The organism is Streptomyces sp. 11-1-2, assembly GCF_003595545.1.
In the GTDB taxonomy this organism is placed as follows: domain Bacteria; phylum Actinomycetota; class Actinomycetes; order Streptomycetales; family Streptomycetaceae; genus Streptomyces; species Streptomyces hygroscopicus_B.
The window spans coordinates 8,943,241-8,956,172 of the sequence record NZ_CP022545.1 but is presented as its reverse complement, the minus strand read 5'-3'; the positions used below and the strand labels follow the sequence as shown (position 1 = coordinate 8,956,172).

The following is a 12,932-nucleotide window of genomic DNA, read 5'->3' as shown; positions in this document are numbered from 1 at the left end:
TCAGTCTCCGGCTCGTCGTTCCCCGTCACCCTCGCGTGCGGCGTCCAGAACGGCGGGCAGCTCCCGGAGGAAGGTGTCCACCTCCTCGTCGGCGATGACGAGCGGCGGGGCGAGCCGGACCACATCCGGCGCGACCGCGTTCACCAGGAGTCCCGCGTCCTGAGCCGCCTGCTGCACCTGCGGTGCGAGGGACTTAGTGAGCACGATACCGAGCAGCAGCCCGGCGCCGCGGACCCGGGCTACCAGAGAGTGGTCGAGCGATTCGATTCCGTTACGCAGCCGCTCCCCCGCCCGCTTGACCCGGTCCAGGATGCCGTCGGCGGCGATCGTGTCGAGGACGGCGAGAGCGGCGGCGCAGGCGACGGGGTTTCCGCCGAAGGTGGATCCGTGCTGACCCGGGGTCAGCAGGTCGGCCACGGGCCCGAAGGCGAGGGTGGCGCCGATGGGCAGCCCGGCGCCGAGCCCCTTGGCGAGGGTGACGACATCGGGCTCGACGCCCTGCGCCTGGTGCTCGAACCAGTGTCCGGTCCGCCCGATCCCGGTCTGGATCTCGTCGAGCACCAGCAGGGTGCCGGTGGCCCGGGTGATCTCCCGCGCCGCAGCCAGATAGCCGGCCGGCGGCACGATGACGCCGTTCTCGCCCTGGATGGGCTCCACGATGACAAAGGCGGTGTCGGTGGTGACGGCCTCGCGCAGCGCCGCCACGTCCCCGTACGGCACATGCGTGACGTCGCCGGGCAGCGGGAGGAACGGCTCCTGTTTGGCGGGCTGGCCGGTCAGCGCGAGCGCGCCCATGGTGCGGCCGTGGAAGCCGCCGGTGGTCGCCACCATATGGGTGCGCCCGGTACGCCGCCCGATCTTGACAGCGGCCTCGACCGCCTCCGCGCCGGAGTTGGAGAAGTACACGCGTCCGGAGCGGCCGAAGAGCTGGAGCAGCCGCTCGGCGAGTGCCACCGGGGGCTCGGCGACGAAGAGGTTGGAGACATGGCCGAGGGTGGCGATCTGGTCGGACACGGCCCGTACGACGGCGGGGTGGGCATGGCCGAGGGAGTTGACGGCGATACCGCCGACGAAGTCGAGGTATTCGGTGCCGTCCGCGTCCCAGACCTTGGTGCCCTTGCCGTGGGTGAGCGGGAGGCGGGGGGTGCCGTAGTTGTCCATGAGCGCCCCCTGCCAGCGCTGCTTCAGCTCCACGTTGCTCACTGGTCCTCCCCCTTGTCGCCCTGGTTGTCCTGGTGTCCCTTGTCGCCCTTGCCGCCCTTGTCGCGCTGGTCGATCACGGTCCCGTCCGGCAGGACCATCGTGCCGATGCCCTCGTCGGTGAAGATCTCCAGCAGGATGGCGTGCGGTACGCGTCCGTCCAGCACCCGGGCGGTGGTGACCCCGTGGCGCACGGCGTACAGACAGCCCTCCATCTTCGGCACCATGCCGCTGGCCAGCTCCGGAAGCAGCTTCTCGAGCTGGCTCGCGGTGAGCTTGCTGATCACATCGTCGCTGTTGGGCCAGTCGGCGTAGAGGCCCTCGACATCGGTGAGGACCACGAGCGTCTCGGCGCCCAGCGCGACCGCGAGCGCGGCGGCGGCCGTATCGGCGTTGACGTTGTAGACATGGCCGTCGTCGGCGCTGCGGGCGATGGAGGAGACGACCGGGATGCGGCCGTCGTCCAGCAGGGCCTGGACCGCGCCGGTGTCGATCTCGGTGATCTGGCCGACCCGGCCGATGTCCACCTGCTCGCCGTCGATCTCGGCGAAGTGCTTGGTGGCGGACATCAGATGCGCGTCCTCGCCGGTCATGCCGACGGCGAGCGGGCCGTGCCGGTTGAGCAGCCCGACCAGTTCGCGCTGGACCTGTCCGGCCAGCACCATCCGTACGACGTCCATGGCTTCGTCGGTGGTGACCCGCAGCCCGGCCTTGAACTCGCTCACCAGACCGTGCCGGTCGAGCTGCGCGCTGATCTGGGGGCCGCCGCCGTGGACGACGACGGGGCGCAGCCCCGCGTGGCGCAGGAAGACGACGTCCTGGGCGAAGGCGGCCTTCAGCTCGTCGTCGACCATGGCGTTGCCGCCGAATTTGATCACCACGGTCTTGCCGTGGTGCCGGGTCAGCCAGGGCAGCGCCTCGATGAGGATGCGGGCCTTGGGCAGGGCGGTGTGTTTACGGGCGGTCGGCTCGCTCATGAGGAGTACGCGCTGTTCTCGTGGACGTAGTCGGCGGTCAGGTCGTTGGCCCAGATGACCGCCGAGGCGCCGCCAACGGCCAGGTCGGCGGTGATGCGGACCTCGCGGTAGCGCATGTCGACCAGTTCGCGGTCCTCGCCCACCGAGCCGTTCTTGCACACCCAGACGTCGTTGATCGCGACGTTGAGCTGGTCCGGTTCGAAGGCGGCCGAGGTGGTGCCGATCGCGGAGAGCACCCGGCCCCAGTTGGGGTCCTCGCCGTGGACGGCGCACTTGAGGAGGTTGTTACGGGCGATGGAGCGGCCCACCTCCACGGCGTCGTCCTCGGTGGCCGCGCCCACCACCTCGATCCGGATGTCCTTGGAGGCGCCCTCGGCGTCCCCGATCAGCTGGCGGGCGAGATCGGCGCAGACCTCGCGGACCGCCTCGGCGAACTCGGCGACGTCGGGCGTGACACCGGAGGCACCGGAAGCCATCAGCAGCACCATGTCGTTGGTGGACATGCAGCCGTCGGAGTCGATCCGGTCGAAGGTGGTGCGGGTGGCGGCGCGCAGCGCGATGTCCAGCCCGGGGGTGTCCACGTCGGCGTCGGTGGTGAGGACGACGAGCATGGTGGCCAGGCCCGGGGCCAGCATCCCGGCGCCCTTGGCCATACCGCCGACCGTCCAGCCGGCGGGGCTCTGCGCTACGGCCGTCTTGTGAACGGTGTCGGTGGTCCTGATGGCGATCGCGGCCTTCTCGCCGCCGTGCGGGGAGAGCGCCTCGGCGGCCTTGCCGACCCCGGACAGCACCGCGTCCATCGGCAGCCGGACGCCGATGAGCCCGGTGGAGGCGACGGCGACCTCGCCCGCGCTGTGGCCGAGGGCGTCCGCGACCTTCTCGGCGGTGGCGTGGGTGTCCTGGAAGCCCAGCGGGCCGGTGCAGGCGTTGGCGCCACCGGAGTTGAGGATCACGGCCGAGACCTGGCCGCCCTTGAGGACCTGCTCGGACCACAGGACGGGGGCGGCCTTGACGCGGTTGGAGGTGAAGACGGCCGCGGCGGCGAGGCGGGGGCCGGTGTTCACGACGAGTGCGAGGTCGGGGTTTCCGTTCTCCTTGATGCCTGCCGCGACGCCGGAGGCCGTGAAGCCCTGGGCTGCCGTAACGCTCATGGAGCGACTCCGATCGTGGAAAGTCCCAGCTCCTCGGGGAGGCCGAGGGCGATGTTCATGCTCTGCACCGCGCCACCGGCGGTGCCCTTGGTGAGGTTGTCGATGGCGCTGATCACGATGGCGCGGCCGGCCGCCTCGTCATGGGCGACCTGGAGCAGCGCGGCGTTGGATCCGTGGACGGCGGCGGTGGAGGGCCACTGGCCCTCGGGGAGGAGGGTGACGAACGGCTCGTCCCGCAGCGCCTTCTCGTACGCGGCCCGCAGGCTCTCCCCGGTCACCCCGGGCCGGGCCGTGGCGCTGCAGGTGGCGAGGATGCCGCGGGGCATCGGGGCGAGGGTCGGGGTGAAGGAGACCGAGACCCGCTCCCCCGCCGCGGCCGACAGGTTCTGGATCATCTCGGGGGTGTGCCGGTGGCCACCGCCGACGCCGTACGGGCTCATGGAGCCCATGACCTCGCTGCCCAGCAGATGGGGCTTGGGCGTCTTGCCCGCGCCGGAGGTCCCGGAGGCGGCGACGATCACCGCTTCGGGCTCCAGCAGCCCCGCGGCGTACGCCGGGAAGAGCGCGAGGGAGACGGCGGTGGGATAGCAGCCCGGAACCGCGATGCGCTTGGTCCCCTCCAGCGCGGAGCGGGCCCCGGGCAGCTCGGGGAGGCCGTAGGGCCAGGTGCCGGCGTGCGGCGAACCGTAGAACTTCTCCCAGTCCGCCGCGTCCTTCAGCCGGAAGTCGGCGCCGCAGTCGATGACCAGGACCTGGTCGCCGAGCTGCTCGGCCACGGCGGCGGACTGCCCGTGCGGCAGCGCCAGGAAGACCACGTCATGCCCGGCCAGCGCCTCCGCGGTGGTGGGCGCCAGCACCCGCCCGGCCAGCGGAAGCAGATGGGGCTGCAGCCCGGCGAGGGGCTGCCCGGCGTTGGAGTTGCCGGTCAGGGTGCCGATCTCCACCTCGGGGTGGGCGAGCAGCAGACGCAGCAGTTCTCCGCCCGCGTATCCGCTCGCGCCTGCCACCGCAGCACGTATGGCCATTGCCGTCTTCCTCCCTCACACGATGGCATGACTATACGATTGATCGCAGCTTTATGCAAAGCCCGCCCGCCGCTCGCGGTTCGTTTGCGGGACGTGAGTGAGGCGTGAGTGAGGCGTTTCCAGAACGTCAGCGGCCCCGGGAAAAGTGGTGTCCACACCGCGGGACGCCGAAGAAGACTCCCGCACGAGACGCAGGGGAAACCTGATCATGCGTACTTCCCGGATTCGCACCGCCGCCCTGGCCACCGTCACCGCCGCGCTGGCGCTGGGCCTGACCGCCTGCGGCGGCGCCGACGGCGACTCGAAGGCGGCGGGCGGCGACAAGGCCGCCGGTACCTCGCAGAGCCGGTCCGCGTCCAACGGAGACGCCAAGGGCGGCGCGGAGCAGGCCAAGAGCGGCGGTGACGCCAAGACGGGCGAGCGCTCGACGACCGCCTCGGGCGGGTCGGACGAGGTCGCGAACAAGGCCGCAACGGCCGCCCAGCAGTGCCGCGGCGACGAGATGATGGTCACCGCGGTGCACCAGCTCGCCGACCAGCAGGGTGACCACCTGCTGATCACCGCGTCGAACGAGGGCGACAAGCCGTGCTGGGTCACCTCGTACCCGTCCGTGAAGCTCGGCGACGACGACGCCGTACTGCCGCTCTCGAAGAAGGACGACACTGGCGGCGACAAGCGCATCACGCTCCAGCCCGGCAGCACGGCATACAGCGCGGTGAACCTCTTCGACTACGGCTCGAAGAACCAGACGGCGCAGTCGTTCGCCATCGCGCTGCGCGGCGCGGACGGCCAGGACGGCCCCTTCTACTCCGTCGACAGCAAGGGCGAGAAGCCGCAGTTCAGCTGGAACGAGGCCGACGTGCTGAACTGGAGCACCGAGAAGCCGTACGACTTCTGACAGCCCGTCGACCGGTGACGCGTCATCCCGGGACGTGCCCGCTCACCCGCTCAACCGGCCGACTACGACGCTCAGTCACACCGCTCAGCTCGGGCGCCTCGTGTCCACCGGGCCCAGGTCCGGGCGCTTGGCGGTGTGGCCGTCGCCGGAGGAACGGCCGCGGAGCCGCCGGGTGAGCCAGGGGCCGAGGAAGGTGGCGGTCCAGCGCAGTTCGCCGGGGGCGGCGCGCCATCCGGTGGGCACGGGTGTCGCCGGCGGGCGCAGGGGGTGGGTCCAGGTGTCGTCGGTGCCGGGCAGGCTGAGGGCGTGCGCGAGGGCGGCGGCGATGCGCTGGTGGCCGAGGGGGCTGGCGTGCAGGCGGTCGCTGCTCCACAGACGAGGATCGGCCACGACGGGGTGCCGGCTGGTTTCGGCGACGGTGACACCGTGACGACCGGCGGCTTCGCGGATGCGCTGATTGAGGGCGACGACGCGCGGGGCGAGGGGACGCGCCAGCGGGGTGATGCGGGCGGGGTCGGGGAAGGTGAGCGTGGCCACGCGGGCGCCCTGGGCGGTGAGCGCGGCGAACATCGCCTCCAGGTGGTGGGCGACATGGTCGGCGTCGAAGCGGGGGCGCAGCAGGTCGTTGACCCCGGCGACGACGGTGGCCAGGTCGGGGCGGAGGGACAGGGCGGGTGCGAGCTGCTCGGTGTGGACCTGCGCGGCGAGGCGGCCCCGCACGGCGAAGTTGGCGTAGGAGAGGCCGGGGTTGTGGTGGGCGAGGTGTTCGGCGAGGCGGTCGGCGAAGCCGCGCAGACCGGTGGCCTCGTCGCCGTCGCCCAGGCCCTCGGTCTGGCTGTCGCCCAGCGCGACGTAGCGGCTGTAGGGCACGTCAGTGCCGGGCATGGGTGTGCTCCCTCTGTCGCAGGACCGTGATCGTGCGCTCGCACCAGTCGCGGTTGCCCTGTTCGAGGGCCAGGCCGCGCAGGCAGGTCAGATACGGGCCGATGGGGCGGCCGTGGCGAAGGAACTCCTCCTCCGTAAGGTCACCGCGGATTTTTCGCAGCAGCTTGCCGAAGAGGTGGATCTTGGCTTGGGCGAAGGCGGCCCGCTCGGTGAGCTGGGCGATCAGGGTCTCGGTGTCGACGTGGTCGGCGGCCTGGACCTTGACGAGCAGGTCGTCGCGGATGAAGGAGGGCTTCGCGAAGGCGGCCGTGAACTCCTCCAGTTCCGCCAGCCCGGCATCGGTCACCTGGAACAGACGCTTGGTGGGGCGGGTCTCCTGGGCCACCTCCCGGCCCGCGATGAGCCCGTCCTTCTCCAGGCGGGTCAGCTCGGCGTAGAGCTGCTGCGGCTGGGCGTGCCAGAAGTTCGCCACGCCGATGTCGAACGCCTTGGTCAGCTGGTATCCGCTGAGCTCCCCCTCGAGCAGCGCTGCCAGCACGGCGTGCCTCAGGGCCATGGGACCGCCTCCTTCATGCCGCTGCCTTCATGCCTCTGCCGCCGGAATGCCTCTGCCGCCGGACACGGAACCATGGTAGTCATGAAAATGACTAATCACATCCATGACTAGCGAAGGTGGGGCCGCGATGAACGCTGCCGACCGTTTCCGTGCCGCCGTCGACAACAAGGACCTGACGGCCCTGGACGACCTGTTCACCGAGGACATCCGCCTCTACAGCCCCGTCAAGTTCACCCCCTTCGAAGGCAAGCCGATGGTGCTCGGCCTCTTCGGGGTCCTGCTGCGCACGTTCGAGGACTTCCGCTACGTCGGCGACTACACCGGCACCGCGCAGACCAGCACCGACGGCACCTCCGCCGCGTCGGCGGTGCTGGTCTTCCGCGCCCGGGTGGCCGACAAGGAGATCCACGGCATCGATCTGCTGCACTTCGGCGACGACGGCCGGATCAAGGAGTTCACCGTCATGGTCCGGCCCCGGTCCGCCGTCCACGCCCTCGGCGAAGCGGTCCTCGCCGGGCTGGTCGAGGACGGCCTCGCACCGGCGCCCGCGGGCCGGTAGACGCACGTCCTGCCCGTCGTCGCAGGGGCCACGCGGGCAGAACGCGATGTGGGGCCCCAGCCTGCTGGAGCCCCACATCACCTCATCGTCCGGCGGAACGGATCAGAAGCCGTTCGTCGTACCCGGGAGTCCCGAAGGCGCGGGAAGGGGCAACTTCTTGAAGCCCCGCTCGCGCTGTGACGCGGGCGTACGGCACGTCAGGTCCTTCGCCGGGAGACGGCCGGTGGACAGATAGCCGGTGGCCGGCTTGTCCGCGCACGACTTGGTGTAGCCGTAGATCCCGTGGCCCTCGCCTCCGGCGACGGTGACCATCCGCGAGCCCTTCATCGCCCGGTGCATACCGCGACCGCTGGCGAGGGGCGTCTGCGAGTCCCACTCGTTCTGCAGGATCAGCGCGCCGACCTTGTTGTCGACCTTGGTGGCGGGCTCGCTGCCGTCCTTCTTCCAGAAGGCGCACGGCTTGATGGTGGATCCGAAGTCGCCGTACAGCGGATACTTCGCCTTCGCCCGCAACGCGTCGCTGCGGTACCGCTCGGGGTCGCGCGGCCAGTCACGGGTGTCGGCGCACACGACGGACCAGAAGGCGGCGGTGCCGTTGTCCGGGGCCGCGGCGCGGCCGAAGGCCGGCTGGGCGGGACGGCTGGGCGCCGTGGACTCGCCGGTGCGGTCCGGAGCCCCGTCGGCCGCCTTCTTCAGCCTGGCGATGGCCTCCGCGCCCTCGCGCACCGTGAACAACGAGGCGCGGATGCCGCCGCGGATGTCGTCGCCGGTCAGCTTCTGGCCGTCGAGCTCGATCGGCTCACGGTCGGCCTGGGCGACCAGGTCCCAGAAGGTCTTGCGAACGGCCTCGGGGGTCTTGCCCAGTTTGTACGTGCTGTGCCGCTGGGCGGTCCACTCGCTCCACCGCGTGAAGGCGGGTTCGGCGCCCTCGGCCCAGATCTGGATCATGCCGCGCCATATGCGTGCCGGGTCCACGGAGCTGTCCAGGACGAATCGGTCGGCGCGCCGGGGGAAGAGCTGCGTGTAGACGGCGCCGAGGTAGGTGCCGTACGAATACCCGAGGTAGGAGATCTTCTTCTCGCCCAGCACGGCCCGGATGACATCCATGTCGCGAGCCGTGTTCCGGGTGGTGATGTGGCGCAGCTTGTCGCCCTGTTCGGTGTCGCACTTCTCGGCGACGGTGCGCGCCCACTTCACGTCCCGGGCGAGCGTCTCGTCCCGGTAGGGGCGTTCCCAGCTCTCCTCGACGCCGGTCAGACCACAGGTGACGGGGGAGCTCCGGCCGACACCCCGGGGGTCGAAGCCGATGAGGTCGTACTTCTCCGTCACCGACTTCGGCAACTCAGTGGCCAGCGAGAGCGGCATGCCGATGCCCGGACCGCCCGGTCCACCGGGGTTGAGCAGCAGCACACCGCGGCGCTCCGCCGCGGTGCTGGTCTTCATGCGCGATATCGCGAGATTGGTCTTCTTGCCGTCGGGGCGGCTGTAGTCCAGCGGGACCTTGATGGTGGCGCACTGGTAGGAGGCCGGAGTGTCGCCGGCGCAGCGGTGCCAGGCCGGCTGCTGACCGAGGTACGGCTCCAGGGGGTTGCCGGCGGCGGAGGCGCCGGCCGGGGCGAGGGCCGGTACCAGGGCCGCGAGAGTGCTCGCCGCCAGGACATGGACGAATGGTCTGGTTCGCACGTGGGGAGTCCTTATGAGCAGTCTGTGTTGTGACGCAATCACCCTTTCTCATGGGGCAGTTGGGGAGAAACCCTCGATGGGATGGGATGCCCTACGCCGCTGGGAGTACAGGTCGGCGGGCAGGTGGCTCTGAAGTCTTACGCCATCGGCCCCCACGCACGTTGGCTTCCGCGGTGGTCGCCCCGGACAGGAGCCGTAGCGGACAAGACGAAGCGCCCCGGCCGGAGGGTACCGGCCGGGGCGCAGTGGTGCGCCGGGGCGTCAGCCGAGGGTGGCGAGGGCCTGGTTGAGGGTCGCGGACGGACGCATCACGGCCGCGGCCTTGGCCGGGTCGGGCTGGTAGTAGCCGCCGATGTCGACCGGGGAGCCCTGGACGGCGAGCAGTTCGTCGACGATCGTCTGCTCCTGGGCGGTGAGCACCTCGGCGAGCTGGGCGAACGCCTTGGCCAGGGCCGCGTCGTCGGTCTGCCGGGCCAGCTCCTGGGCCCAGTACAGGGCCAGGTAGAAGTGGCTGCCGCGGTTGTCGATACCGCCGACGCGGCGGCTGGGCGACTTGTTCTCGGCGAGGAAGGAGCCGGTCGCCCGGTCGAGGGTGTCGGCGAGGACCTGGGCCCGCGCGTTGCCCGTCTTCTGCGCGAGGTGCTCGAAGCTGACCGCGAGGGCGAGGAACTCGCCCAGGCTGTCCCAGCGCAGGTAGTTCTCCTTGACGAGCTGCTGGACATGCTTGGGTGCCGAGCCGCCCGCGCCGGTCTCGAACAGCCCGCCGCCGTTGATCAGCGGGACGACCGAGAGCATCTTGGCGCTGGTGCCCAGCTCCAGGATCGGGAACAGGTCGGTCAGGTAGTCACGCAGGACGTTGCCGGTGACCGAGATCGTGTCCTCGCCGCGGCGGATCCGCTCGAGGGAGAGCTTGATCGCCTCGACCGGCGAGAGGATCTTGATGTCCAGGCCCTCGGTGTCGTGCTCGGGCAGGTACGCCTTGACCTTCTCGATGAGGTTGGCGTCGTGCGCACGGCCCTCGTCGAGCCAGAAGACGGCCGGGTCGCCGGTGGCGCGGGCGCGGGTGACGGCCAGCTTGACCCAGTCCTTGATCGGCACGTCCTTGGTCTGGCACATCCGGAAGATGTCACCGGCGCCGACGACCTGCTCGATGACCGCGTTGCCCGCCTCGTCCAGGACGCGGACGGTGCCCGTGGTGGGGATCTCGAAGGTCTTGTCGTGGCTGCCGTACTCCTCGGCCTTCTGCGCCATCAGGCCGACGTTGGGCACCGAGCCCATCGTGGCCGGGTCGAAGGCGCCGTTGGCGCGGCAGTCGTCGAGGACGGCCTGGTAGATCCCGGCGTAGCTGCTGTCCGGGATCACCGCGAGGGTGTCGTGCTCCTCGCCGTCCGGGCCCCACATGTGGCCGGAGGTGCGGATCATGGCCGGCATGGAGGCGTCGACGATGACGTCGGACGGCACATGCAGGTTGGTGATGCCGCGGTCGGAGTCGACCATGGCCAGCTCCGGGCCCTCGGCCAGCTCGGCGTCGAAGGACGCCTTGATCGCCGCGCCCTCGGGCAGGGCCTCCAGGCCCTTGAGGATGCCGCCCAGACCGTCGTTCGGGGTCAGACCGGCGGCGGCGAGGGTCTCACCGTGCTCGGCGAAGGTCTTGGGGAAGAAGGCCCGTACGGCGTGGCCGAAGATGATCGGGTCGGAGACCTTCATCATCGTGGCCTTCAGGTGCAGCGAGAACAGCACGCCCTCCGCCTTGGCGCGGCCGACCTGCGCCGAGAGGAACTCGCGCAGCGCCGCGACGCGCATCACGGAGGCGTCCACGACCTCGCCCGCCAGCACCGGCACCGACTCGCGCAGCACGGTGGTGGAGCCGTCGTCGCCCGCCAGCTCGATGCGCAGCGAACCGGCCTCCTGGATCACCGCGGACTTCTCGGTGGAGCGGAAGTCGTCGGTGTCCATGTGGGACACATTGGTCTTGGAATCGGCCGTCCAGGCGCCCATGCGGTGCGGGTTCGCCTTGGCGTAGTTCTTCACCGAGGCGGGGGCGCGGCGGTCGGAGTTGCCCTCGCGCAGCACCGGGTTCACGGCGGAGCCCTTGACCTTGTCGTAACGGGCGCGGATCTCCCGCTCCTCATCGGTCTTCGGGTCGTCCGGGTAGTCCGGCAGCGCGTAGCCCTGCTCCTGCAGCTCGGCGACCGCGGCCTTGAGCTGCGGGATCGAGGCCGAGATGTTCGGCAGCTTGATGATGTTGGCCTCAGGGGTCTTCGCAAGGTCACCGAGCTCGGCGAGGGCGTCGGGGATGCGCTGGCCCTCTTCGAGGTGCTCCGGGAACTGGGCGATGATGCGCCCCGCCAGAGAGATGTCCCGGCTCTCCACGGTGACCCCGGCCGTCGAGGCGTATGCCTCGATCACCGGCAGGAACGAGTACGTCGCGAGGGCAGGGGCCTCGTCCGTGTGCGTATAGATGATGGTCGAGTCAGTCACCGGGTGCTCCGCTCCACGTCTGCAACATTGCTCGACATCAAGATATCTGGTGCCGGGCGCTTTCCCGAAAGGGCCCTGGGCAGAACGACGCGCCCTGGCCACCGCCCGCGCTTCCTGGGATCGTCCCGTCCATGCCGACGACCCTGCGAGGCGCACAGGTGGTGCTGCGCCCCACCGACCCCTCCGATGTCCCCGTCCTGGCCGCGATCCGCGCGAAGCCCGAGGTCTACGCGCGCTGGCGGGGCGGCGAGGACCTGGTGGCGGCGGTGCGCGAGGACCTGGCCGAGCCCGGCGCCGAGCATCTGAGCATCGAGTACGGGGGCGCGGTGATCGGCATGATCCAGTGGGCGGCCGAGACCGAGCCGGACTACCGGCACGCGAGCATCGACATCTATCTGGACCCGGCGGTGCACGGGCGGGGGCTGGGCACCGACGCGGTACGCACCCTGGCCCGCCATCTGATCGCCGACCATGGCCACCACCGGATCGTGATCGACCCGGCGGCGGACAACGCCGCCGCGATCCGCTGTTACGGCAAGGTCGGCTTCCGGCCCGTCGGCATCATGCGGTCCTACGAGCGCGGCCCCGACGGTACGTGGCACGACGGCCTGCTGATGGATCTGCTGGCCGAGGAGATCACTGAGGCGCCGTGAGCGCTCCTGGGAGGCGCCGTGAGCGCTCCTGGGAGGCGCCGTGAGCGCTCCTGTCACGCTCCGCCCACGCGCAGCCGCCATTCGCCCGCCCGGCCGGTGAGGGTGACCGTGGAGAGCGGGCGTATGTCGACGTTCCAGTAGCAGTGCGGCGGCGCCTTGATCGCGTACATCAGGGCGGCACGGACCACCCCGGGGTCCGCGACGGCCACCATCTTGGCGTGGTCCTCGGCCGGGCGGGTGTCCAGCCAGCCGCCGATCCGCATGATGAAGGCGTGCAGCGACTCCCCGCCGTGCGGTACCGAGCGCGGATCGCCGAGCCAGGCGTCCACCTCGCCCGGTTCGCGCGCCATCACATCGGCGAGGGAGCGGCCCGCCCAGCGGCCCATGTCGCAGTCGCGCAGGGCGAGTTGGACCAACGGGGTGAAGCCCAGCGCATCGCCGGTCTCCCGGCTGCGGGCCGACGGCGAGCAGTAGCGCAGCTCCGCCGCGGCCAGCGGTGCGAGCGCGGGGGCCGCGCGCTCGGCGGCGAGCCGGCCCTCCGGATCCAGCGGCCGGTCGTCACCGAAGCGCTCCCCCAGCCGGGAGGAGCTGCGGCCGGCGGCGACCAGCGTCAGCCGAAACGTCATCCCGGCATCGTACGGTCACGGCCACGGCTCCAGGACCCGTAACCACGAGAAGAGCAGGGCCTTTCGGTGTGCGCCGGGTCACCGGGCGGCTCGAAGCGGCCGTCCTGTGAACACCGTGCGCATCGTGGATGGCGGGCAGGATGCGGACGCCCTGAAGGGGCGCGGGGCTGCGTCGATATGCGGCTCCGCCGCGTGGCAGGGGCTTTGCCCCTTGACGCCGGGGTCTGGGGCGGAGCCC

General features: G+C 70.9%; 12 protein-coding genes. 3 read left to right on the top strand and 9 right to left on the bottom strand.

What is annotated here, in order from left to right; genetic code table 11:
* From CGL27_RS38415 to argC, 4 genes are read right to left on the bottom strand one after another with little or no spacing between them, the layout of a single operon-like run.
* On the bottom strand, window positions 1-1,203 hold the full coding sequence (locus CGL27_RS38415; protein WP_119992247.1) for an acetylornithine transaminase: 1,203 nt from the start codon (window positions 1,201-1,203) through the stop codon (window positions 1-3).
* A complete protein-coding gene (gene argB, locus CGL27_RS38410; RefSeq protein WP_119992246.1) occupies window positions 1,200-2,177 on the bottom strand; it encodes an acetylglutamate kinase in 978 nt (325 codons plus the stop codon). Before argB ends, CGL27_RS38415 begins: the two co-directional genes overlap by 4 nt.
* The gene (gene argJ / locus CGL27_RS38405; RefSeq protein WP_119992245.1) at window positions 2,174-3,328 is read right to left on the bottom strand and encodes a bifunctional glutamate N-acetyltransferase/amino-acid acetyltransferase ArgJ; all 1,155 of its coding nucleotides are present in this window, start codon (window positions 3,326-3,328) and stop codon (window positions 2,174-2,176) included. The genes argB and argJ overlap by 4 nt, the downstream gene beginning before the upstream one ends.
* Complete coding sequence (gene argC / locus CGL27_RS38400) at window positions 3,325-4,353, bottom strand: N-acetyl-gamma-glutamyl-phosphate reductase (RefSeq protein ID WP_119992244.1); 1,029 nt, start codon at window positions 4,351-4,353, stop codon at window positions 3,325-3,327. The genes argJ and argC overlap by 4 nt, the downstream gene beginning before the upstream one ends.
* A gap of 208 nt (window positions 4,354-4,561) precedes the next feature.
* Here argC and CGL27_RS38395 point away from each other — a divergent pair, with 208 nt between their 5' ends.
* Window positions 4,562-5,251: a DUF4232 domain-containing protein gene (locus CGL27_RS38395; protein ID WP_078639953.1), complete on the top strand. Its 690-nt coding sequence runs from the start codon at window positions 4,562-4,564 to the stop codon at window positions 5,249-5,251.
* A gap of 84 nt (window positions 5,252-5,335) precedes the next feature.
* Here the strand turns inward: CGL27_RS38395 and CGL27_RS38390 are convergent, their stop codons facing one another.
* Both CGL27_RS38390 and CGL27_RS38385 read right to left on the bottom strand, forming a co-directional pair.
* The gene (locus CGL27_RS38390; protein ID WP_119992243.1) at window positions 5,336-6,136 is read right to left on the bottom strand and encodes an SGNH/GDSL hydrolase family protein; all 801 of its coding nucleotides are present in this window, start codon (window positions 6,134-6,136) and stop codon (window positions 5,336-5,338) included.
* Window positions 6,123-6,692: a PadR family transcriptional regulator gene (locus CGL27_RS38385; RefSeq protein WP_078639955.1), complete on the bottom strand. Its 570-nt coding sequence runs from the start codon at window positions 6,690-6,692 to the stop codon at window positions 6,123-6,125. Before CGL27_RS38385 ends, CGL27_RS38390 begins: the two co-directional genes overlap by 14 nt.
* 127 nt (window positions 6,693-6,819) lie before the next feature.
* On the opposite strand from CGL27_RS38385, the gene CGL27_RS38380 reads away from it, so the two are divergent.
* Window positions 6,820-7,251, top strand: a complete 432-nt coding sequence (locus CGL27_RS38380; RefSeq protein WP_119992242.1) for a nuclear transport factor 2 family protein — start codon at window positions 6,820-6,822, stop codon at window positions 7,249-7,251.
* A gap of 102 nt (window positions 7,252-7,353) precedes the next feature.
* On the opposite strand, the gene CGL27_RS38375 is transcribed toward CGL27_RS38380, so the two are convergent.
* Entirely contained in the window at window positions 7,354-8,934 is a 1,581-nt protein-coding gene (locus CGL27_RS38375) for an alpha/beta hydrolase (protein WP_119992241.1), read from the bottom strand.
* 261 nt (window positions 8,935-9,195) lie between these two features.
* Window positions 9,196-11,415, bottom strand: a complete 2,220-nt coding sequence (locus CGL27_RS38370) for an NADP-dependent isocitrate dehydrogenase (protein WP_119992240.1) — start codon at window positions 11,413-11,415, stop codon at window positions 9,196-9,198.
* Window positions 11,416-11,546: 131 nt separating this feature from the next.
* On the opposite strand from CGL27_RS38370, the gene CGL27_RS38365 reads away from it, so the two are divergent.
* Entirely contained in the window at window positions 11,547-12,068 is a 522-nt protein-coding gene (locus CGL27_RS38365; RefSeq protein ID WP_078639959.1) for a GNAT family protein, read from the top strand.
* A gap of 53 nt (window positions 12,069-12,121) precedes the next feature.
* Here CGL27_RS38365 and CGL27_RS38360 read toward each other — a convergent pair whose 3' ends face one another.
* Window positions 12,122-12,694, bottom strand: a complete 573-nt coding sequence (locus CGL27_RS38360) for a histidine phosphatase family protein (protein WP_119992239.1) — start codon at window positions 12,692-12,694, stop codon at window positions 12,122-12,124.
* Window positions 12,695-12,932 lie beyond the last annotated feature (238 nt).